The following is a 22,650-nucleotide window of genomic DNA, read 5'->3' as shown; positions in this document are numbered from 1 at the left end:
TTACACATTCTCCTGCAAATCTTTTAAAAGTTTTGTCAGTTTATGTTGAAAAATTTCCCGATCCTGCTCTGTGAAAGGCTTTGGACCTTTCCCATAATGCCCTCTTTTCCGTGCTTTGGCAGCAGTATGACGGGAATCGAGCATAAAATCAATATCACGATCATTAAATTCGCGACCACGAAATGATAAAACATAACAACGTTTGCCAAGCGCGAGTGCAGCCAGTCCATAATCCTGTGTAATGACTACATCACAGGGCTTGATATGATTGGCGATGTACAGATCCGCGCTCTGATCACTGCGGTCCACCTGCACCGTACGCACCCCTTCTCCTCCCTGAAGCAAATGATCAAAGGAAGATACTAACAATACGGGGATATCAAAACGGCGGGCCGTTTCTGCAATCTCGGCTTTCACCGGACAAGCATCGCCGTCCACAACAATCTGGCGTACATTCAACTCACTCAACCTCAGGATCACCCGGCTTCATAAAATAGCTGCATATTGTTATATACGACTTCCGCCAGCGAAATTCCTTCTGACCAGTCAAGGTAAATCAAAGGCTAAAATACGGAACGGCTGTTAAAAATAAAATTTCACAACCCGTTCCGTATATTTATACCCTCATATATCCTTCTTTAATACTGAATTTGATGCGTATCCTCTAAGCCGTTGGGGGCGGGATATTACACTAACACCAATTTGGAGAAATCGGCAAATCCTTTCAAGTCACGGTCGATAGCTGCAAGCAGAGCCAGGCGGTTTGCACGCACTGCTTCATCTTCAGCCATTACCATTACGGAATCGAAGAATGCTGTTATGGCTTCCTTCCAAGCTGATGCAATCGCCAACGCTTCAGCAGCAGCGTGCTGCGACAGGGCTTTGCGATATTCCTCATTCGTTCTGCTCCAGGCTTCATGCAGTTGCTTCTCTCCCTCTTCGGTAAACAGTTCAGGATGAACAGAAGCATTGGACGCTTTGGCAGCTAGGTTACCCACCCGGTTAAAAGATTCCACTGTCGTTTTGAACGCATCGCCGGTTTGGACAGCTGCCATCAGTGCCTCACCTTTTGGAACAATGGCACTAATATCATCGAATCCAGAAGAGATCACTGCATCGACAACATCATAACGAACCGTCTCGGATAACAGTTTTTTCACACGAAGACCGAAAAAGTCCTGCAGATCTTTACGAACCTCTTCATCTGCACGTTTCAAAAGGTTCATCTGAGCATGCACCTGAAGTGCGACCCCAAACACATCGGAGAGGGTCAGTGGAAGCTGGTGATCCAGCAAAATTTGTACAATACCCGCAGCTTGACGACGAAGTGCATATGGATCCTGGGATCCAGTCGGGATGATATTGATGGAGAAACAGCCCACAATGGTATCCATCTTATCTGCAGCACTTACGATCGCACCTACGAGCGAAGCAGGAGATTGATCCCCGGCAAAACGCGGCTGATAGTGTTCAAATACCGCTTTGGCTACTTCTTCCTTCTCGCCTGCTTTGCGAGCATAATCCTCACCCATCACACCTTGCAGTTCAGGGAATTCACCCACCATCTGCGTAACCAGGTCAAACTTGCAGATATCTGCAGAGCGGCTCACCGATTCGGCAACATCAGCAGAAACTTGCAGCTTGGATGCCAAACCGTCCGCAATTTTACGAATGCGACGCACCTTGTCACCAACGGTACCCAGTTCCTCTTGAAAGACAATACTCTCCAATTTGGATAATGCGTCCTTAATCTCGAGCTTCTGGTCTTCTTCGTAGAAGAATTTGGCGTCGGAAAGGCGGGCACGCAGTACTTTTTCGTTTCCTTTCGCAATGACGTCAAGCGAATCACTGCCACCGTTACGAACCGTTACGAAGTAAGGCAGCAATTGTCCTTCACTGTCCAGTACAGGGAAGTAACGCTGATGCTCACGCATGGAAGTAATCAATACTTCTTGAGGGATATTCAAGAATGCAGGATCGAATGTTCCAAACAATACGGTTGGCGTTTCCACCAGAAACAGGACTTCTTCCAGCAAATCTTCTTTGATTGCGATATCCCAATTCTTCTCAGCAGCCAGCGCCTGAATCTGGGAAACAATCATTTGCTCTCGTTCTTTGATATCTGCAATGACATGTTCGGAACGCAGCAATTCAACATATGAAGCAGGATGAGTAATCACGGTCTCTTTACCGAGGAAACGATGTCCGCGAGTTACATTGCCGGATTTCACTCCTGCAACTTCAATATCAATGACCTCACTGCCGAGCAGAGCGACAATCCAGCGAATCGGGCGGACAAATTTGAAATCATATGAAGCCCAGCGCATGAACTTAGGGAATGTCATCGCGTGCAGGATCGACAGCAATCCTTCACCGATCACAGATGAAGTCTCTACACCTTTGCTGCTCTTGGTCGCATAGATATACTCAACACCGCTGAGTTCCTTAAACGTAAACTGATCGGGATCCACACCTTGACTTCGTGCAAATCCGAGTGCTGCTTTACTCCAGTTGCCGCTCTCATCAAGTGCAATTTTACGGGAAGGGCCCTTCACTTCTTCTTCCACATCCTCTTGCTTCTCGGCAACATCCTGAATCAGGACAGCCAAGCGACGTGGTGTAGCATAAGCGTTTACCTCACCATGTGTGATGCGCGATGCATCCAGCCATTTCACGATACGGTCCTGCAGCTGTTCAATCGCTGCGCGCATGAAGCGTGCAGGAACTTCCTCCAGACCAATTTCAAATAACAGATCTTTAGACATGCTCCGCTCCCCCTTTCTTGATCAGCGGGAAGCCAAGCTTCTCGCGCTCTTCCACATATGTTGCAGCCACTTGCCGTGCCAGATTACGGACACGTGTAATGTAACCGGTACGTTCAGTAACACTGATTGCTCCACGAGCATCCAGCAGGTTAAACGTATGGGAGCACTTCAGCACATAGTCGTATGCCGGGAATACCAGATGCTGTGCCATAGCTTTATTGGCTTCTTCTTCATGCATGTTGAAGAGGGTGAATAGCATCTTCACATCAGATACCTCAAACGTATATTTGGAGTGTTCGAATTCAGGTTGGAGGAATACATCACCATAGGTGATTCCCTCCACCCATTCCAGTTCAAACACATTTTCCTTTTCCTGAATGTAAGAAGCAAGGCGTTCCATACCATACGTAATTTCGACAGCAACGGGGTTCGTCTCAATTCCACCGACTTGCTGGAAGTATGTAAACTGTGTAATTTCCATACCATCCAGCCAGACTTCCCAGCCGAGGCCTGCGCAGCCCAGAGAAGGATTCTCCCAGTTGTCTTCCACAAAACGGATATCATGTTTAAGCGGATCAATTCCCAAACGTTTGAGACTTTCCAGGTAAATTTCCTGAATGTTGTCTGGTGAAGGCTTAATAATAACTTGAAATTGATGGTGCTGATACAGACGGTTCGGGTTTTCTCCATAACGTCCATCAGAAGGACGACGGGAAGGCTCTACATAAGCTACTTTCCAAGGTTCCGGTCCAAGCGAACGCAAAAAGGTCATCGGGTTCATTGTACCTGCCCCTTTTTCCGTATCATATGGCTGGACAATAATACAGTTGTGCTCGGCCCAGAACTGTTGCAGCGTGAGAATCATCTGCTGAAAATTCATAATCATGCTCCTTTTCAATGGGTTTAATGGCTAGCTTAGAATACTTCCGATCGCACAAGCGTCAATCGAAGCCCGACGTGGAACGAACAAACCGCGTTTTGCGAGAAATTTCACAGAATATATCGACCAGCTCAGCCGGAAAATAATTCCAAAAATCAAAAAAAGCCCTCGCCCTACGCCTGTTGTCCAGACGTAGGGACGAGAGCTATTCCCGCGGTTCCACCCTACTTGGCTTGTGTACAAAACAGGATAACCTGTTCACGCAAACCCACTTTTCCGTGTCCATTCATGCTCCCGAGGTGCCATTTCACAGACTGATTCATCCCGGCTTTCACCATCCCGGGCTCGCTTATCACCGTAATCAAGACCAAATGGCCTATCTACGAGAATAATAAATCCAGTCTCCTACTTTCTCGTTCAATGCATGTCTCCAAAAAGAGAAATTATAGTTCATATTAAATAAAAAAGAGTGCAAAGTCAAGATAATCTTGTCATCTCCTGAAAACACATCTTAAATCCCGTATTTCTCCATCTGATCGAGAAAAGAACGGGATTTTAGATTGAGCCCCAGCTGGTGATCCATGAAGGCTCTCATAATCTTCTTCATTTCATCTCTGGTAGCTTCACTGACGGATATATTGCCCAGTCGCTGCAAATCCAGCTGTGCAAATAACCGCAGTAACCTCAGAGCTTTGGGACTTACAGACAACGCGGGTGGATCAAAGTGTTTACAGGCTCGGCACAGCACTCCACCGAGCCTTGGACTTACAAACAACTGTTCATCGGGCCGTTCCTGGCCGCATGAAATACATTCATCAAGCGACGGGCCGTAGCCCGCCGACTGTAATATTTTCATCTCATAGAGACTGGTAATGACACTTGGGTCCTTCTCTTCTTTTAACGCCTGAAGACAGGCCTTAAGTTGCTTAAACCAGAAAGCCCCTGTTTCCTCATCCTGCAGAACCCTGTCCAGCAGTTCACACGCATAGGATGCATAAGCTGCTTTGACCAGATCCTCCCGCAGCTCATGATACGACACCATGATTTCGCCCGCATTCAGTGTCCCCAGGCCCGTGTTACGGAAATATACGTATTGACCGTACGTAAACGGCTGCACCAGCGCAGCATGTCGGCTCTTGGGCTTTTTGGCACCACGGACGAGTACTCCTACTTTTCCACCACTTTCGGTGCAAAGCGTAATAATTTTGTTTCCCTCGCCGTAGTCCATGCTGCGGATGACAATCCCTTCCACCCTGTATAGCATGCCTCGTCACCTAACCATTCCCGAATCAGCCAATTAACCTTCGGCTTCTTCATCTTCTATCACTTCCCCTGCAGTATCAGACTCCTGTCCTGTTGACGCGCATGACTCGGTATACAACAAATAGGACTCCACATCCCCCGTCATTGCAAAAACCTTCCACGAAAAATCTCGCATCAGAATTTCATCCTCTCTTCGGAAATGACGTCTGCATCTACCCGTTAGGATGGAGTCTTGCAAGGTAAACTATGTGTTGCAATTAATGGATACTTGCTCGATTAAACGTCACGGTGGAAGCCGAGATCACGCAGAACGCGATCCTGATTTCTCCAATCCTTTTTCACCTTAACCCACAGATCCATAAAGATTTTCGAACCCAAAAGGTTTTGAATATCCGTACGCGCACGTTTGCCGACCTCTTTTAACAGGGCTCCCTGTTTACCGATAATAATCCCTTTTTGAGAGTCACGCTCTACAAAAATAACGGCTGAAATGTATACTACCCCGTTGTCCTGAACCTTCATATCCTCAATGGTTACAGCAATGGAGTGGGGAACCTCTTCCCGGGTCATTTGCAGAATTTTCTCCCGAATCAGCTCCGCACAAACGAACTGTTCCGGGTGGTCTGTAACCTGATCTTCCGGGTAGTATTGCGGTCCTTCCGGCAAATACTTGCCGATCTGATCAAGCAGTGTACTTACATTGCTGCCGAGTTTGGCAGAGACCGGTACAATTTCTGCGAAATCATGCAGCTTGCGATACTCCTCAATAAGCGGAAGCAGCGCTTCCGGTTCGATTTTATCAATTTTGTTCATCACCAAAATGACAGGAGTTCGTACATTTTTCAGTTGTTCTGCGATGTAACGGTCACCACCGCCCATTCCTTCAGAAGCGTCAATCAGGAACAAAGCTGCTTCCACTTCCCCGAGCGTATTCAAGGCCGTCTGGTTCATATAGTCACCCAGCTTGGATTGCCGTTTGTGAATACCAGGTGTGTCCAAAAAGACAACTTGCTTGTCTTCGGATGTGTAAACGCCATGTATTTTATTACGAGTGGTTTGCGGCTTGTCCGACATAATTGCTATTTTTTGTCCAATAACCTGGTTCATCAAAGTGGATTTACCCACGTTAGGACGCCCAACAATAGCTACAAAACCCGATTTAAATGCTTTTTTTTTCATATGTTCCTCCTCAGGCGCCTAGGCCTGGAATAGTTTATTTTTTGGAAAAATCTAGATCTGAAGGACCAAAAGCCCAAGGCAGCAGCTCGGCAACGGTCGTTTCCTGTAAGTCACCTTTCAAGTTACCCATAAGGACTTTCATGTCCGGCTCGCACAGCTCAACCATAACCTGGCGACACACGCCACATGGCGCGATTGGACCTTCCGTATCACCTACAACGGCAATGGCCTTGAAACTACGAGGCTGCTCTCCCCCTGCGATCGCACTAAAAAGTGCTGTTCGCTCTGCGCAGTTGCTTGGTGTATAGGCAGCATTCTCAATATTGCATCCATGATGCACATTACCTTCGCTATCCAGCAGAGCTGCTCCTACGCCAAAATGGGAATAAGGTGTGTACGCTTTTGCACGTGCCTTAATGGCTTCTTGCATGAGCTGTTGATTATCCATAATCCAAATCTCTCCCTCAGGTTATCCCTAAAATAAACTTCTTTTTATAGCAGGCTTATCAGAAACCAAGCCAATGTATAACAGGTTTAAAGAACACCATACATCCGATGACTACGGCGAACACCGCTGCCAGCAAAACTGCGCCAGCCGCGGTGTCTTTCGCCGCTTTTGCAAGCGGATGGATATGCGGATGTGCCAGATCTACCGCTGCCTCTACGGCCGTGTTCATTAATTCGGTCACCAGAACCAAAAAGATGGCTGTCAGCACAAACATCCAGTCTGTCCTCGAAATCCCGAAGATAAATCCAGCCGAACACATGATGACGGCTACTCCCGAATGAACCCTTACATTTCGCTGTGTCCGAAAACCGTATACGATTCCTTCTGCCGCATTGCGGAACACCAGACTCCAGGAGCGCCTTTTCATTATCGTGTCAACCCGGCCTGGGCGAGTACAGCTTCCTGTTTGCCCATCATTTCGGCTTCACTCGCTTCGTCCTGATGGTCGTATCCGAGCAGGTGCAGGAAACCATGCACGAACAGGAAACCAAGCTCACGTTCAAATGAATGCCCGTATTCTTCACTTTGCAGGATGGTACGAGGAACGGAGATAATGATGTCACCGAGAACATCTGGCATCTCCTCCATCTCTTCATCCTCATCCAGTTCGTAAATGATGTCCAGTTCCTCGTCCATGGTTTCATTCATGGCAAACGACAATACATCTGTCGGACGATCGATTCCGCGGTAATCTCGGTTCAACTCATGAATCTGAGCATCATCCACAAAAGTTAGAGCAACTTCTCCATCTGCCACGCCCTCAGCTTCTCCTGCAAGGTTCAGCAACTGCTCCAGCATTGCAATCATTGGCTCTGTAATTTCTTTATCCTGTTGATCATTATTCCATGCCAGGTTAAGACTCATTCTTTCATAACTCCTGTCTGCTCATATTAGTAAGTCAACCCGCTTCAGGGGAGGTCGGCTTCGGTTTCTTGATCTCTTCCGGGTATTCAATCCGGGAGTGGAAGATCCCCATCACCGTCTCTTTCAAGGTCTTCGCTACAATGTCCAGTTCGCGCATGGTGAGATCACAATCGTTAAACTGATGATCATCGAGACGTCCCTTGATAATTTTCTCAATCATGGATTCCACTTGTTCCACAGTCGGTTTGCGCAGGGATCGAACCGCTGCCTCAACGCTGTCGGCTATTCCAACAATAGCCGATTCCTTGGATTGGGCTTTTGGCCCTGGGTAACGGAAATCTTCTTCTGTAAAGTCAGGCTCGACACCCGCTTCCTCGGCTTGACGCAGCGCTTTGTGATAGAAGTAATGGAGGAAGGTTGTACCATGATGCTGTTCCGCGATATCCCGGATCGGTTTCGGAAGCTTGTAATCCTTCTGCATTTCCACGCCATCCCGTGCGTGTGCAACGATAATTGATTTGCTCAGCTTGGGGTCGATGGAATCATGCGGGTTCTCCATATTGTTCTGATTTTCAATGAAATATATCGGTCTCTTGGTCTTGCCAATATCATGGTAATACGAACCTACTCGGCAGAGCAGACCATTTGCTCCTATAGCCTCGGCTGCGGCCTCGGACAGGTTTCCTACCATAACACTGTGATGATACGTGCCTGGTGTTTCCGTCAGCAGTTTGCGCAATAACGGGTGGTTCGGGTTGGACAGCTCCACCAGCTTCAGTGCCGATAATATACCGAACGATGTTTCGAAAAACGGCATAAGTCCAATCACAAGGATTGCCGTTAATACACCGCCTGCAAAAGCAAATCCGACGCCGTACAACGTTGTTGTACGGTTCCAATCCCCTGTATCAATCAAGGACAGTGTAAACACAGCGATGGAACCAAACAGGCAGACCATGATGGCGCCCTTTAAAATGGTGGATCGCTGGCTTGCACGATATGTGGCGAAGATGGCGACAAAAGACACCAGCACCGCAAAGAAGCCGAGCTCAAAATCAAAAATCTGACCTTGATGCGTATTCAAGATAATGCTTGACAACATGCCAATGATGATCGAGCAAACAAAAGCAAGCGATGTATCCAGCAATAAAGCAATTAACATTGCACCCACTGCAACTGGTGCAAGGAAGCCGACATACGATTTGTCTGCTGTCTGGATGAATGCCGTCACATGCATAAGCACAATTGTAATAATGAAAATGAGTACAAGCATCAGCAGCTGTGAATTATTATATTTAAAATGCGTTCCGCTGAATTGCTGAATGTACATGAGAATAGCGGCCGACAGCAGACAAGACAGCATCAGAAGACCCAGCTGCGGCCAGTAATTCACTTCGTTTTTCAACAAATCATTCTCATCAAGAAGCGCGTACATCTCGGGAGTAATCATCTCGCCCTTCGCAACTAATGTATCACCTTGCTTGATAAAGACCGTTTGTGTGTTTTCACGGGCCTGCACCTTGGCTTCCTTTGTCCCCTCTTCATCATAGAAGCGGTTGGAGGTTACCACAAGACGGGCGAGCTCCTGAACAACCTCACGCTGCGTACGCTTGCTTAGGGAACTTACACTTACCATTTCAGCTACTTTTGCGCGTGCGGTCGTAGCATCACTGATCTGATCCGTCATTAATCTGGAGACAATATCCCGGGCCACCGTCTTCATTTCCTGAATATCATCTGAAGTCAAGCGAGATATCTTAATATAAGTCTCTTCCGGAATTCGGTAGCTTTGCTCCTGCACCACGTTTCGAATCTCTTCCAAAAGAGTTTCGGAATATGTACCCGCTTTCCGATTGTTATTGATAAAGTTGGACACAAAATCCTTCTGCCGCTGCGGAATCTCATCGCGATAGATGTCAATCTTATCCTGACTGGAAATCTGGTCATCCTGATTCAGACGATCAATCCGGTCCAGCAGAGTGGTCATCAGATTTTCGTTTCGCAGCTGCACAATCTGATAGATCGGCTGTACACGCTCAGCAGCTTCCTCCTGCGCTTTCAGCGTAGCCTTCGTATTCGGAATCTGCATGGGCGCAGCAATATCCACTTCACTTCGTGTGCCTTCCTGAATATCATACCGCTCGGGAAGCAGCTTGGAAGCTAAACTAAAGTAGAAGAGAATCACCAGAAACAAAAACAGAAGATAGCGTGCCCACACGCTATACTTCCATCCTGTAGTTCTATTCTGAAAAGATTTGCCTTTTGACAGTTCCTTCGAGGTCACTTTAGACAATCCCTTCTATTCTTGATTTTCTGCGGCGTGGTTGTATGCAACGATAATTTTTTGGACGAGGGAATGCCGTACAACATCTTGCTCGGCAAAATAGACAAATCCAATTTCTTCAACTTCACTAAGTATCGTTTTTGCTTCCACAAGTCCAGACTTTTTGCCGCGAGGTAAATCAATTTGTGTCACGTCTCCGGTAATGACCATTTTGGAACCAAAACCAAGACGGGTCAAAAACATTTTCATCTGTTCAGGGGTCGTATTCTGAGCTTCGTCCAAAATGATGAACGAGTCATCAAGTGTACGCCCCCTCATGTATGCCAGTGGCGCAATTTCGATCAAGCCGCGCTCCAGTGCCTTGGCCGTTTGCTCTTGTCCCATTACATCGTACAAGGCGTCATACAAAGGCCGTAGATAAGGGTCAACCTTCTCCTGAAGGTCTCCAGGCAAGAAGCCCAAGCTCTCACCCGCTTCGACAGCAGGCCTTGTAAGCACGATGCGCTTGACGCTCCCTTCCTTGAGGGCTGCAACCGCCAGCACAACTGCCAGATAGGTTTTACCCGTACCTGCTGGACCGATACCGAATACAACATCACGTTTCTTAATCGTCGTTACATAGTGTTTCTGTCCAATGGTTTTAACACGAATCGGCTTGCCCCGGTAGGTCGTTGTAATCTCACCCTTGAACAGATCAAGCAGCTGGTCTGCACGCAGATCCTTGGCCAGTTCAATGGCATAGCTGACGTCCCGTTCGGTTAGCACATACCCATTACGCACCAATTGCAGTAACACATCGAATAGTTGTTCAAGCGATTCCACATGCTTCGTATTGCCGTGAATGACAATCTCCGCTTCGCGAGAAGCAATCTGGGCGGGAATCTCGGATTCAATCAGTTTCAGAAAAATATCTTGGGGTCCAAAAAGAGATTGACCCTCTCCCGCACTCTGGAGGGAGATTCGTATGCTGCGTGTTTGTTCTGACAAATAGCCTCATTCTCCTTGACTATGGACTAACGGAAGTTCTTCCGCAATGCTTTCTTCCACTTCAAATAATACTTTCATATAAACTTTACCATTCTCTTTCTTCTCATGCAAAATTTTTTCACTTAAAATTTTTGTTCCTTTGCCGTTTTTGGCGATAATATCATTTCTGGCTCCCTCAAGCCCTTTCGCTCTGGCCCACTCAACCGTCTTTTGTTCCTCTTGTTGTGTGGTCTCCATATCGGTTTCAGTCAACCATCCCATGGGAAGCGTGAAGGATCGCCACGTCAGCGGCTTATGGTCACTCGCCGTATTGAAGGAACTGAAGGGAGTCTTTCCATATCCCCAGAGCTGAACAGCCCAATTCCCAAGCACAACATAAAAACGTTCCTTACTCTCTCCTGTCATGGTGTTATGCTTCTGCACGAGAGGTACTTCCACCTGATATTCACGCCATACGAGCCCTCGCACCTCGCCTTTGGCCACAACATTCTCCGTATTCTCTTCATCACCCAAAATACCCGATATTAATACTTGACCTTTCTTGACGCGCATATCCTTCTGTACGACGGGACGCCCCTGTTCCGCGTATATTTGAGTAACGACTGCATCCGATTTGCTCACCAAGTGCCTTGGATTTAGCAGCGGTTCACGCTGAGGCTGGGCAGACTCCACAACTTGAATGGTAATGGTTGTCCCTTCTTTGCTCACACCGATCCAAGTTACGTCGGGAAGTGCCAACGCCAGCTGCCTGGAAAGCTTGTCCTGACTCTGGAGCCGGAATCCCCACTGGAAAGGATAGATCCCTTCTTTTTTGGCTGCAGCGAGTACGACATCGGTGGGGATTTTTACATTCCCTTTCACCTCAACGTTCCAAATCATCGAAGATAATGCAAACATGGCAATCACAAAAAGCACCATGCCCCCAAGGAAGAACTTTCTTTTCAATAATCGGGCCATAAAAAAAGGAATCCCGCTGCGGTGCGTCACCTTCACTCTGCAGCCTGTCCGCTTCAAAAGAGGACGCAGCCTAAAAAAATGCGGCAGCAGAATATTCATCTCTGCCTTGCGTCCATCCTGGGCACGCAGGTTCCACACCTCCAGTCCCTGCTCTGCCAACATGTTGATCAGCGCTTCGATGTCCCCCCCAGTGACCGTTATTCGGACTGCACCTCGCAGTTTGTACAGACTGGGCTGTTTCATCCGTTTCCCTCCGCTCCATTCATATGTATATCCAGAATCGTTCCTTCAACCGCCACTTCATCCGGCAAAATATTGCGAATCATTAGATCAACCCCTTTGATCTCGAGCTGACCCTGGGTTAAAGCCAGGACAATGCGATTTGGCGTAAAATGGATCACACCGCGATGATTTTCAATATACAATTGTTTGCTGCCAATCAGGGTTAACCGTGGCATATCATAAAGCACGTCCTGCGGCAGATCCAGTACCTCACTGGTCCATCTGCGCAGCTTGCGGCTGATCCGGGTCATACGAAGGTCTTCCCCCTTCCTCTACAGTTCAACTTATGCGGAGAGACATGATTTTATGAAAACTACAGCTTCTGTTAGATCATTAATTCTAAAAAAGGAGCACAACAAAAAGAGCCCTCTCTGGCGTATTTCTCACCTGAGACGGCTCTTTGCTGTTTTATGATTGATATTACATTTTACAACTTGCCTCTTGTTCTAAAAGGCTGTTTGGACCGTGGCGCCCCCAACACTTCTGCCCATAAAACACCGGTACGGATGTCTTCCGGACGAAGCCGGGACGATCTAGTTTCACCCGATGTACCCTCTTCCCAACTGGAGTCAGATACAGTCGGTGTATCCGCAGAAGAGATGCGATTCAAGCGCTCTTCAATCAGGCGTTGCTGTTGCTCCATCACTTTCATCTGTTGTTCAAGCGAATTTTCCATAGCGCTCATAGAGCCCTCACTTCTGTAGTCACTTGCGGGTCGAGAAGATGCAGCAGGCTCCGAATAAGGCTGATCATAACGATCATCATATTGCTCGTCGTCATACCGATCGTCATACTGTTCATCATAACGGGGATCTGCCGGTCCGGAAGATTGCTGCGGAGATGAATTGTCTCTCGAGCGATCATCCCGTTCTGAATTACCGCTGCCTCCGAATGTAGGCATCCCGTTGCCAGGACGCTTTTTGTTCGGATCAGCCGATTTGGCGGCTTTTCCCAAGAAAGAAAAGAGCGCAAAACCGATGACGGCCACTATATACAGATTATCAAAAATCCATTCAAATAGGCCCATACGCATTCACCGCCTATCTTCCGTTTTTGGAATCACCCTGATCGTTGGAATTCGAACCTTCACCAGGTTTTCCCAAAGTATTGCGCATTTGAGTATCCGCTTCAATATTTTTAAGGTTCATGTAGTCCATGACACCGATCTTGCCACTGCGAAGTGCTTCGGACATTGCCAAAGGTACTTGGGATTCGGATTCAACCACACGCGCTCTCATTTCCACTACACGTGCCTTCATTTCTTGCTCTTGGGCTACGGCCATAGCGCGACGTTCTTCCGCTTTCGCCTGAGCGATGCGTTTGTCAGCCTCAGCCTGCTCGGTTTGCAGGAACGCACCAATGTTCTTACCTACATCCACGTCCGCAATATCAATGGACAGGATTTCAAAAGCCGTACCTGCATCCAGACCTTTGGACAATACCGTACGGGAGATCAGATCCGGATTTTCCAGAACATCTTTGTGGGAATTCGAGGAACCGTTTGTACTTACGATACCTTCACCGACACGGGCAATGATCGTCTCTTCACCGGCACCACCGACGAGACGGTCAATATTGGCCCGAACCGTAACCCGTGCTCTAACTTTAACTTCAATACCATCTTTGGCTACCGCAGATACAATTGGTGTCTCGATGACACGCGGGTTAACACTCATTTGTACAGCCTGCAATACATCACGACCAGCGAGGTCAATCGCAGCAGCACGTTCGAATTCCAGCGGAATGTTTGCACGCTGAGCAGCAATCAGAGCATTTACTACACGGTCAACATTACCACCCGCCAGGAAGTGGCTCTCCAGTTGGTTCATTGACAGTTGAAGACCTGCTTTGGTTGCTTTAATCATTGGATTTACGATTCGGCTAGGTGTTACACGTCTCAATCGCATCGCTACCAGTGTAATAATTCCGACACGTACACCGGATGCAATGGCCGAGATCCAGAGCATTACTGGGAAAAAGCTGAAGAATACGCTCAATACGATAATGGCAACTACCGCAACGAGCAAAACCGTAATCAACGTTGGTTCCATAGTCAAAATTCCTCCATTTGCACTTTAATTTTGTAAAAATTCATCATAACAGATCTCAACTATAATGCTGCTAATTTTAGAAAAACACCATTCGGCAAGCAGCACGGCCATATGGTTATGTACACTGCCGAAGCCCACCAGAACTCCGGCATGACAAGCGTTTTACACCGGCAAAGCTTGCTGGACCACAATCCTAGTGCCTTCGGCTTTAACCACAATAATCGGTGTATCAACTGGGATAAAGTCTCCGTCCGAAACCACATCGACCCGTTCCCCATTAAACATTGCTGTTCCAGATGGACGAAGCGGAGTCAGGCTAATCCCTTGGAGACCAATCAGTTCTTTACGTTCTGTCGCAGATGAATAACCTCGATCGGCAGACAATTTGTCACTCAGTATAAATCGATTCCATATGCCTCTGTCCTTAAAGAGAATCACCACGATAGCTATGACTACCAGCGCTGCCCCGAAGGCAATTCCCAACGAAACAAATGCATCACTTGTATCGTAAGCTGCACGCACAACGCCGGCAACAAGTGCAATGGATCCCAATATACCCAGGATACCAAAGCTTGGAATGAACATCTCCAGAATCATCATGATGAGTCCAACCGTAAAGAGCACCCATGTCTCTGCTCCTGCAAAACCGGCAATGTAGTTCCCCGAAAAATAGAGGATAAAACAAACGATCCCCACAATACCAGGTACTCCGAATCCAGGTACAATCAGTTCAATGATTACGCCCGCAATTCCCAGGAACAAAAGTATAGTCATGACCACAGGATTCGTCAGAAAAGAAGATATATTCTCTGCTGCGGTTCGCTCTACAGTAAATACATCGTCCTGCCCATAACCAAGCCAGGCTGCTGCCTCTTCCGGAGTTGAGCTGATGTGGTCCGCATATCCCACTTTCAGCGCTTCCTCGGCTGATAAAGCAATAATTTCACCCTTTTGCTTCGTTTTGTTGATCTCCGGCATCTCCACAACCATGTTGACATCTGTCATTCCGGCAGCGATACTGCCGTCACGGCCGCCTTGTTCCGCTGCTCCCTGCATTTTGCTCTTCCAGAATGCAACTAGCTTCGGATCATCGACATGCTTCCCCGTGCTGTCCACCATCGCTGCCGCACCAATCATGCTTCCTGGCGACATTACGATCTTATCTGCATTCAAAGCCAGAAAACTCCCAGCCGAAGCAGCATCTCCGCGGACAAAAGCAACGGTTTGAACAGGGCTTTCCTTAATCAGGGTACCCAGCTCTTCCGCCGTATCGACACGTCCTCCCGGCGTATTGATATCGAGAACAATCAGGCCAGCATTCATTGATTCAGCTTCCTTAAAGCCACGCTCCATAAACTTGCCTAACCCCTGCTCGATTGGTTTATCAACCGGAATAATATATACGGCGCCGCTCTTTTCAGCTGCTTGTGCAGACGGCGATCCAACCCAGACAGGAAGCAGCAACGTCAGCAGCATCATGAGCAACAATGGCCCCGCAAGCCTCTTCCGGCGCTTTCCCTTCACAATAATCCCCCCTTTTCCATTATTGTTATACTGTCCAGCTTATGGTATTTATTACGTACAATGCAACATTTCGTTTCAAAATCTTAAAATTATATTTGAAAGCCGGAGCAATTGCAAGATTTTAAATCTAATTTTATGAATAATAACCATTTTAAAGTAAAATTCTTGTCTGTTTTGAAAATTGTACGGTTTGATTCTACCTTTACAGCGGACTCTTACAATCGAATATAATGAAGTCTGAAATGTAGATTCAGGACTCACAAACAGGAAAAAACACCCCCTGACAAGTCAGGAGGTGTTCATTGATTGCTTTATTGCAGAAATTGTTGAACTGCTTGATTAACCAGTTTGCCGTCCGCTTTGCCTTTAACTTTCGGCATAAGGGCCGCCATGACTTTCCCCATCTCGGCTTTCGAAGAAGCACCGGTTTCCTGGATGGTCTGCTGTACAATAACTTTAATTTCTTCTTCGGTAAGCTGTGCGGGAAGGTACTGACCAATTATATCAATTTCCGCTTTTGCATTTGCCGCGAGTTCTTCACGGCCCGCTTTGTCAAATTCTTGGAGGGCATCTTTGCGCTGTTTGATTTCACGACTCAGGATATCAAGCACTTCGTTGTCATCCAAAGTTCTTTTCAAATCTATTTCAAGATTCTTGATCGTCGAACGAATCAACCGAATGGTGGAGAGCTTGAACTTGTCCTTGCTCTTCATCGCTTGCTTCATATCTTCGTTCAATCGTTCGCTAAGATTCATGTTGTTCAAATCCTCCTAAAACTTTCTCTTACGAGCAGCCTCGGACTTTTTCTTGCGCTTTACGCTTGGCTTCTCATAATGCTTACGTTTCTTCACCTCAGCCAAGACGCCATCTTTAGCGATGGAACGTTTAAAGCGACGAAGTGCAGCATCAATAGTCTCGTTTTTGCGAACTTTAGTTTCAGACACCAGTTTTCCCTCCCTCCGACCAGACCGTCCAAGAGCAATAACACGGTTCATCACCTTTCATTATAGGCGAAAGGTAATAAAGGTGTCAACCTTAACGTAATGATCACTTTAATTTATACGAATCACAGTGTCCCTTTTATCTCCATTGAGGAGGAAAAGTACAGTAGGATCTAGGATTCGTTATGATTTGTGCGAATCCGATAGGCTTGTCAGCGCACCGAGTCTAGTGCCTCCAAGCAGATGGTAGTGCAGGTGATGGACGGTTTGTTCCCCATCTTTGCCGCAGTTATTAATCAAACGATAACCGGACTCATCGACCCCAAGGCGTTTGGCTGCTTCCTGTGCTGCCAGATGAATCTCACCAATCAGCGATATATCATCTGCCGTCACCTCATTCATGGAAGCTATATGTTTCTTCGGAATAACGAGGACATGTGTCGGTGCAGCAGGCTGGATGTCGTGAAAGACAACCACATGGTCATTCTCCAGAACTTTGTTGGAGGGAATGCTGCCCTCTACAATTTTGCAAAACAAGCAATCCATTGTTCATACCCTCCTTTGTACTTTAAAGATTTATGTATACCTCTCTATCATACCGGAAGTGAAAAGTGACGTCCAATCTCACATGAAAAAACAGTTAAGCTCAATTAATCCATAGCCCTAAGCTAGCATGCCAATAAATGCTCAGGACGATTCTCATTCTCTATTTGTTCATGAATATCATAAAAAAGACCTTTCTGCACCCAGGTAGGCAGCTGTATGCCACAAGGATGAGAATGGTCCTTAAGGTTGTTCAATTCCGTATCCACCATGCAATCACTTCATCAATAGTATGGCAGTAGCGTTAATGCAGTCAGCCCGATCAAGGGGAGCACCAGTCTGTTAAAACGTCTGCGACCGTAACCATAGTATGGATAGGGATAGGGATATGGATACGGGTAGCCGTACCCCGGATAGAATCCGCGAGCATGGGACACGGGATAGCCTGCTCCCGGCATTGCGTTCGGCATTGCGTTCGGCCCCCAGTTTGCGTGATGCGCTGCTTCAGGACCGACAGGCACTGCCAAATAAATCATGTCGTCATCCACGTTTTCCATGATTCCATCATAATGGTTTCCGTCTTTCATCTGCACACATACATAACGATGCATGTGTTCCTTGCAAATCTTCTTCGCTTCCACTTTCTCCACTTCAGTACGCCTCCCTTATCGTGCTTCATCACCCTTTCATAGTATTCAGATCTGGGCGAATTGACACTAAAGGTTTAGGCAAAAAAAGAAGTACCCCACGAGCGGATTTCGGTTGAAATCGGCTGCCGCGGACGTCTGACCGGGAATCTTCCTGATCAAACGTCCGCCGGGGTACTTAACATAAGGTATGTCGGCTTGACTGTAGTATAACAGCTGGTTGAACCTGTATCTGTGAGGTAACTCACTTCAATTTACAAGACTAGCCTAAGTATCGCCTTATTTTATTCTGGAAGCGAGTCAATAAGGGTTCTCCTGCTGGTTACATTAGACCTCTCTATTAACTCTAAAGCAGTCGCAGCAACTCTGTATATTAGAGACTCTCCAATACTACCCGGGAGCCGCCTCCAGCTTCGTTCGCAGGAATAACAACCAGCTTGCGCGGCAGACGAGCCCGCAGTTCCGGCACATGACTGATGACCCCGACAGCCAAACGGTCATCATGCAGTTTTTCGAGTGATGTAATGACTGTATCCAGCAGCTCAGGGTCCAATGTACCGAACCCTTCATCCAAGAAGAAAAATTGAAGCGGGTACTGGCCGCGCAGCTGAATCTGGGCAGAAAGAGCCAGTGCCAGGGATAATGAGGTCAGAAAGGTCTCTCCACCGGATAAGGTGGACACCGGACGTTTAACCCCGCCGTTGGCATCATCACAGATGACAAACCCACCACCCGAATCCACTTCGAGCGAATAGCGCTGCTTGGTCAGAAAACGCAAACGTTGTGAGGCAGCCTGGCTAACCTGCATGAGCTGTTCTTCTGCAATATACTCTACAAATGCATTGCCTCTGAAGGCAGCCTGGAGTTTGCTGAGCTGCTCCCCTTGATGACTTACTTCTACCCGTTTGTTCTCAAGTTCAGTCCAGCGAACATGACGCTGCTGAACATCTTCCAGATCGCGTTCTGCACGTGCCTTCGCACTTAGCGCTGCTTCATCCTCAGCCCGTCGCAGCTTCAGACGTTCTGCGCAGGCTAACCACTGCTCTTCGGACACTTCTGCACCACCCAGCTTCTGCTCAAGTTCGCGCAGCTGAGATGCCAGCTCGCGTTCCCTTTCACGATGATGCTGAATCTCTGCTGCCAATCGCTCAGCCTCCTCGGCAGGAATGGCCGCTTCCAGAACAGCTTGTTCAGAGTCGAATGGAGATTGATCCAGCAATTGCTCCCAGCGTGCCTGAGCCTGCTCCAAATGTTCCGATGCTGAAGCCAAGGCCTGCCTAGCCATAACATCTTTCTTGGCAGACTCCTGTTTCAGATTATCCGATTCTTTGAAGCGCCGGGCCGAGTCAGCGGCTGCTTTCCGCAGGCCATCCAGCTGTGACTGTGCAGCAGCAATGAGTTCTTCTACACGTTGTTCACCTACCCACTGGCGAAGGCGTTCTTCCTTCTCGACCAGCTGTTTGCGATTCCCCTGCCACTCGGTCTGCCACTGAATCAGTTGTTTGTCCAGTTCAACCAGCTTGTGTTGAAGGGACTGCACAGACTGTTCCTTTTCCTCCAAAAACGTGACGCTCTTGTTCAGCCGTTCCTTGATGTCTTCGGCACGTGCATCGCGTTCCTGCATCGCCTGATGAAGGGCGACAGCCTCCTCTGGGGCGATGCCAGGCAGTTCTGCGGCCCAGCGGCCTTGCAACGCAGCCGCTGCCGCCTCGCTCTCGGCCAGCTTGCGCTCCGCCTGGACGAGACCGGCACGGCCGGCCTCCTGCGCGGCAGCCGCCTCCATGCGGCGCTGCTGCGCACCCACAGCCGCCTGCTGCAACGCGGCGGCTTCCGCTTGCACTTGGGCAGCTGCGTCAGCCAGCGCCCGCGCGGTCTCGCGCAGCGCGGCGGCACGCGCCGCCCAGTCCGCCGGTGAGCGCCCGTCTGCGGGCGAATCGGCGGGCCCAGGCTCCGCTGCCGCAGGCGCGGCCTCGGTAGCGGCCGGTGCTTCGCCGGCCGCTGCGCCAAGCTGCGTCAGCAGGCTGCGACGTTCGTGCAGCTGCTGGCGCAGCCCGAAGCGCAGCTCCTGCAGCTCTGCCTGCAGGCTGCGCAGCAGTTCCAAGTCCGCATCGCCTGCGTGCGGACCTTCTCCCGGCGGCGCAGCCGGGAGCGGGTGGTGTGCGGAGCCGCACACCGGGCATGGCTCGCCGTCCTTCAGCTCGGCGCGCAAGGCGGAGGAGAGCCGGTGCAGCTCCTGCTCACGCATCGAGCCGCGCAGCTGCTCCTCCGCCCCGGCCAGCAGGCTTTGTTCACGGCCGATGTCCTGTTCACAGGCAAGCATGGCCTCCAAACCCGCCCCCGCCTGTTCAAGCAACAGCTTCCGCTGTTCGTTCAGGCGATTCTCTTCGGCTGCTGCCGCCTGAAGCTTGCTTTCTGCCAGATTCGCAGATTTCTTGTACGTTTCCATCTCGGCCTGATTCTGACGCAGCTGCTCTGCTGCCGTATCCAGTCGGTGCCGAAGCTCCAGGGCAGCTTGCAGTTGTCTTCGTTCCTCTGACTTGACTTCATTCGGCTTCAGACTTTCCTGCAATTCTTCCCGCCGTTTGCGTCCGCGTTGCTGTAATTCTTTTTCCTTCTCCAGCTGCTGGCCATGGACTTCCTGCTCAGCCTGTCCTTTGTCCAGAAGCAGCTTCAAACGTGCACTGTCCTCATGAAGACTGTCTCGTTCCCGCTGCAGCTCTTTGGCCTGTTCCAACTGTTCGAGCCGAAGCAGCAGCTTGGGTTCACCTTCAGCCAGCTGCACACGTGCTGTCTCAGCTTTCTCAGCTTCGAGAACAGATAATCGTTCGTGTTCCACCGCTTGTTCATGTGCAGCTGCAGCAGCAGCTTGTCGCAGCTTCTGCTGGGTCACTGCGTCCCGCATCGTCTGAAGCGCAGGCAATATGGCATCTGCTGAGCCAGACTGTTTCAACCGCTGCTCCCCTGTTTCGATTTTCGGTTCGAGAGCTTTGAGCTTATGTTGTTCCTCCAGACGCTTCTGGCGTTCATGACTCAACTCACGTATTTTCCCCAGCTGCTCTGCTTCCTTCGTGGCTTCATCCAGAGTCTGACGGGAGAGCTCCGCATGCTTCACGGCCTCCTGTAGGAGACGTTTGGTTTCTTCCAGCGTTTCCTTGCTCGCATTGCCAAGACCCTGTTGCTCTGCCAAGAGCGCTTGATGAACCATATCGTTATCCTTCACGCGCCGGCTGAGCTTAATGGCAAGCTGATCCCCGTACTTTTCCAAATGAAACAACCGCTGCAGCATCTGACGTCGTTCACTGCCTTTCAGCGATAGAAACTCAGCGAATTTTCCTTGCGGAAGCACTACGGCTCGCGTAAAATCATCCATTTTAAGCCCGATCACATCTTCAACACAGCGGTTCACGTCGGCCAGCTTGTCGGCCAGCACCTGCTCCTCTCCGTTTACGGTCTCAATGAATTTGCTGATCGTATTGCTTACCGATATTTCATTGTTACGCTTAAAACGCCGTTCCACCCGAAATCTTCGAGTTCCTTCAGCTGACGACAGTTCGAACGTAAAAGCAACGGCGAGGGCATCTTCAGCATGATTCATAATCCCCTGCGTTCCGTTAACCGCCCGCTCCACTTTTCCGTACATGGCAAGGGTAATGGCATCAAGCAAAGAAGACTTACCGCTGCCCGTTGGGCCGAAAATTCCGAACAATCCGGTTTCCGTCAGCACGGTAAAATCAATTTCCTGTGCCTCACGATAGCTTTGCAACCCGGCCACTTTTAATAGAATCGGCTTCATCTTCCTTCGACTTCCTCTCGTACGCCTGGTTCGTCCTCGTCCACCAGTTCAAGGAACAGCTGCACGAGACTCTCTTCTGGCTGTGCCCCGCCCGTCTGACGCTGGTAGAACTTGCGGAACAATTCATGCACAGGCAGCTCGGAACGCTGCTCCAACAATCCGGCAGCGGCCATCTCCGGATACACCGGACGAATATGAATGATGCCATCATGTGACTTGCGCAGCTGCTGGATCTCTTTAAGAGACATGGCATCGTCCAGCCACACTTCCATATCAATGAATGCTTGGGCATCTCTTCCCTCTTCCAACCAGCGATAGACCTCGGCCAGACCTCCGCGTGCCTTCCAACGTACAAGTGGGCGTCCACAGGATAACAGGACTTCTTCTACATTCGGCGTTCCGCCTGGCGCCAAATCCACCATCGTTACGGATTTGCTCTGTCCTGCTTCCGAGAAGCTGTAGGCCAGCGGTGATCCGCTGTACCGAATCACACCGTCCCCCTTTACAGCCTGGGCACGGTGAAGATGTCCGAGTGCTGTATATTGAGCACCGATCGATAGCGAAGATGGATCAACAGTATAAGCCCCACCCACCTGAATCGGTCGCTCCGAATCGCTCTCAACACCTCCCAGCACATAAATGTGACTCATCGCCAAATTCACCGTATCCGGACCAAACGAGTTAGCCAAACGCTGCATTAACATGCCTACACGGCGGCTGTAGGCTTGACGAAGCACGTTCTCATCGCCATCCGTAGTGAGCACTTCATTAAGCCTTGCCTCCGAAGGATATGGCAAAGCAGCAATTTTGGCAGTCTCCCCTGTTCTTGGCGCATGGATGGTCACCGCTTCCGCCGTTGGCAAACCCACAAGTGTAATACCCTGCCTGTTTACAAGTGGTGTCACAGAAGCTACCCGTTCCGGCTGATCGTGGTTGCCTGCAATGACCACCAGTGGTCTTCCACGCTCGGTAAGCCTAGCAGCCGCCTCATAAAACAGCTGCTCTGCCGATGCAGGCGGATTGACCGAGTCATACACATCACCGGCCATCAACACTGCATCAGCCTGCTGCTCATCTGCCATTTTAACGAGTTCATCGACGAAGTCTTCCTGTTCACGCAGCCTGCTTCGTCCTTCCAATGTTTTTCCCAAGTGCCAGTCCCCTGTGTGCAAAATACGCATA

Annotated in this window: 22 protein-coding genes; all 22 read right to left on the bottom strand. The window is 49.1% G+C overall.

The features are described from left to right. Window positions 1-468 (bottom strand): YaiI/YqxD family protein, encoded by a 468-nt coding sequence (locus tag ABGV42_RS24080; protein WP_431523674.1) that lies wholly within the window; start codon window positions 466-468, stop codon window positions 1-3. Window positions 469-686: 218 nt separating this feature from the next. Continuing rightward, window positions 687-2,765: a glycine--tRNA ligase subunit beta gene (glyS, locus tag ABGV42_RS24075; RefSeq protein ID WP_347384019.1), complete on the bottom strand. Its 2,079-nt coding sequence runs from the start codon at window positions 2,763-2,765 to the stop codon at window positions 687-689. Continuing rightward, on the bottom strand, window positions 2,758-3,645 hold the full coding sequence (gene glyQ, locus ABGV42_RS24070) for a glycine--tRNA ligase subunit alpha (protein WP_347384018.1): 888 nt from the start codon (window positions 3,643-3,645) through the stop codon (window positions 2,758-2,760). Before glyQ ends, glyS begins: the two co-directional genes overlap by 8 nt. Before the next feature lie 511 nt (window positions 3,646-4,156). Beyond that, window positions 4,157-4,909: a DNA repair protein RecO gene (gene recO, locus ABGV42_RS24065; protein ID WP_347384017.1), complete on the bottom strand. Its 753-nt coding sequence runs from the start codon at window positions 4,907-4,909 to the stop codon at window positions 4,157-4,159. Window positions 4,910-4,942: 33 nt separating this feature from the next. Further along, window positions 4,943-5,083, bottom strand: a complete 141-nt coding sequence (locus ABGV42_RS24060) for a YqzL family protein (protein ID WP_095289899.1) — start codon at window positions 5,081-5,083, stop codon at window positions 4,943-4,945. Between the two features lie 101 nt (window positions 5,084-5,184). After that, on the bottom strand, window positions 5,185-6,087 hold the full coding sequence (gene era, locus ABGV42_RS24055) for a GTPase Era (protein ID WP_095289897.1): 903 nt from the start codon (window positions 6,085-6,087) through the stop codon (window positions 5,185-5,187). 34 nt (window positions 6,088-6,121) lie between these two features. Then, the gene (locus tag ABGV42_RS24050; RefSeq protein WP_347384016.1) at window positions 6,122-6,535 is read right to left on the bottom strand and encodes a cytidine deaminase; all 414 of its coding nucleotides are present in this window, start codon (window positions 6,533-6,535) and stop codon (window positions 6,122-6,124) included. Between the two features lie 58 nt (window positions 6,536-6,593). Then, a complete protein-coding gene (locus ABGV42_RS24045) occupies window positions 6,594-6,962 on the bottom strand; it encodes a diacylglycerol kinase family protein (RefSeq protein ID WP_347384015.1) in 369 nt (122 codons plus the stop codon). Further along, window positions 6,962-7,459 carry an rRNA maturation RNase YbeY gene (gene ybeY / locus ABGV42_RS24040; protein ID WP_347384014.1) on the bottom strand — a complete coding sequence of 166 codons (498 nt, stop codon included), beginning with the start codon at window positions 7,457-7,459 and terminating at the stop codon, window positions 6,962-6,964. The genes ABGV42_RS24045 and ybeY overlap by 1 nt, the downstream gene beginning before the upstream one ends. A gap of 34 nt (window positions 7,460-7,493) precedes the next feature. Beyond that, window positions 7,494-9,743 carry an HD family phosphohydrolase gene (locus ABGV42_RS24035; RefSeq protein ID WP_347384013.1) on the bottom strand — a complete coding sequence of 750 codons (2,250 nt, stop codon included), beginning with the start codon at window positions 9,741-9,743 and terminating at the stop codon, window positions 7,494-7,496. A 15-nt stretch (window positions 9,744-9,758) separates the two neighbouring features. Then, on the bottom strand, window positions 9,759-10,730 hold the full coding sequence (locus tag ABGV42_RS24030) for a PhoH family protein (protein WP_347384012.1): 972 nt from the start codon (window positions 10,728-10,730) through the stop codon (window positions 9,759-9,761). A 6-nt stretch (window positions 10,731-10,736) separates the two neighbouring features. Continuing rightward, complete coding sequence (yqfD, locus tag ABGV42_RS24025) at window positions 10,737-11,930, bottom strand: sporulation protein YqfD (protein WP_347384011.1); 1,194 nt, start codon at window positions 11,928-11,930, stop codon at window positions 10,737-10,739. After that, entirely contained in the window at window positions 11,927-12,220 is a 294-nt protein-coding gene (gene yqfC / locus ABGV42_RS24020) for a sporulation protein YqfC (RefSeq protein WP_095289883.1), read from the bottom strand. The genes yqfD and yqfC overlap by 4 nt, the downstream gene beginning before the upstream one ends. A 176-nt stretch (window positions 12,221-12,396) precedes the next feature. Then, window positions 12,397-12,996 (bottom strand): hypothetical protein, encoded by a 600-nt coding sequence (locus ABGV42_RS24015; protein ID WP_347384010.1) that lies wholly within the window; start codon window positions 12,994-12,996, stop codon window positions 12,397-12,399. A 13-nt stretch (window positions 12,997-13,009) separates the two neighbouring features. Further along, a complete protein-coding gene (floA, locus tag ABGV42_RS24010) occupies window positions 13,010-14,020 on the bottom strand; it encodes a flotillin-like protein FloA (protein WP_095359498.1) in 1,011 nt (336 codons plus the stop codon). Window positions 14,021-14,182: 162 nt separating this feature from the next. Continuing rightward, complete coding sequence (locus ABGV42_RS24005) at window positions 14,183-15,499, bottom strand: NfeD family protein (RefSeq protein ID WP_347384480.1); 1,317 nt, start codon at window positions 15,497-15,499, stop codon at window positions 14,183-14,185. Between the two features lie 356 nt (window positions 15,500-15,855). Further along, window positions 15,856-16,299, bottom strand: a complete 444-nt coding sequence (locus ABGV42_RS24000) for a GatB/YqeY domain-containing protein (protein WP_095289878.1) — start codon at window positions 16,297-16,299, stop codon at window positions 15,856-15,858. Between the two features lie 15 nt (window positions 16,300-16,314). Continuing rightward, entirely contained in the window at window positions 16,315-16,488 is a 174-nt protein-coding gene (rpsU, locus tag ABGV42_RS23995) for a 30S ribosomal protein S21 (protein WP_005547957.1), read from the bottom strand. Window positions 16,489-16,668: 180 nt separating this feature from the next. Next, window positions 16,669-17,031, bottom strand: coding sequence for a histidine triad nucleotide-binding protein (locus ABGV42_RS23990; protein WP_347384009.1), 363 nt, complete (start codon window positions 17,029-17,031; stop codon window positions 16,669-16,671). A gap of 281 nt (window positions 17,032-17,312) precedes the next feature. Beyond that, window positions 17,313-17,639, bottom strand: coding sequence for a hypothetical protein (locus ABGV42_RS23985; protein WP_431523689.1), 327 nt, complete (start codon window positions 17,637-17,639; stop codon window positions 17,313-17,315). Between the two features lie 409 nt (window positions 17,640-18,048). Further along, entirely contained in the window at window positions 18,049-21,468 is a 3,420-nt protein-coding gene (locus ABGV42_RS23980; protein WP_347384007.1) for an SMC family ATPase, read from the bottom strand. After that, entirely contained in the window at window positions 21,465-22,649 is a 1,185-nt protein-coding gene (locus ABGV42_RS23975) for an exonuclease SbcCD subunit D (protein WP_347384006.1), read from the bottom strand. Before ABGV42_RS23975 ends, ABGV42_RS23980 begins: the two co-directional genes overlap by 4 nt. Window position 22,650: the final 1 nt, after the last annotated feature.

It is taken from the genome of Paenibacillus pabuli (assembly GCF_039831995.1).
GTDB classification, from domain to species: domain Bacteria; phylum Bacillota; class Bacilli; order Paenibacillales; family Paenibacillaceae; genus Paenibacillus; species Paenibacillus pabuli_C.
This window is presented reverse-complemented; position numbering and strand designations above follow the sequence as displayed.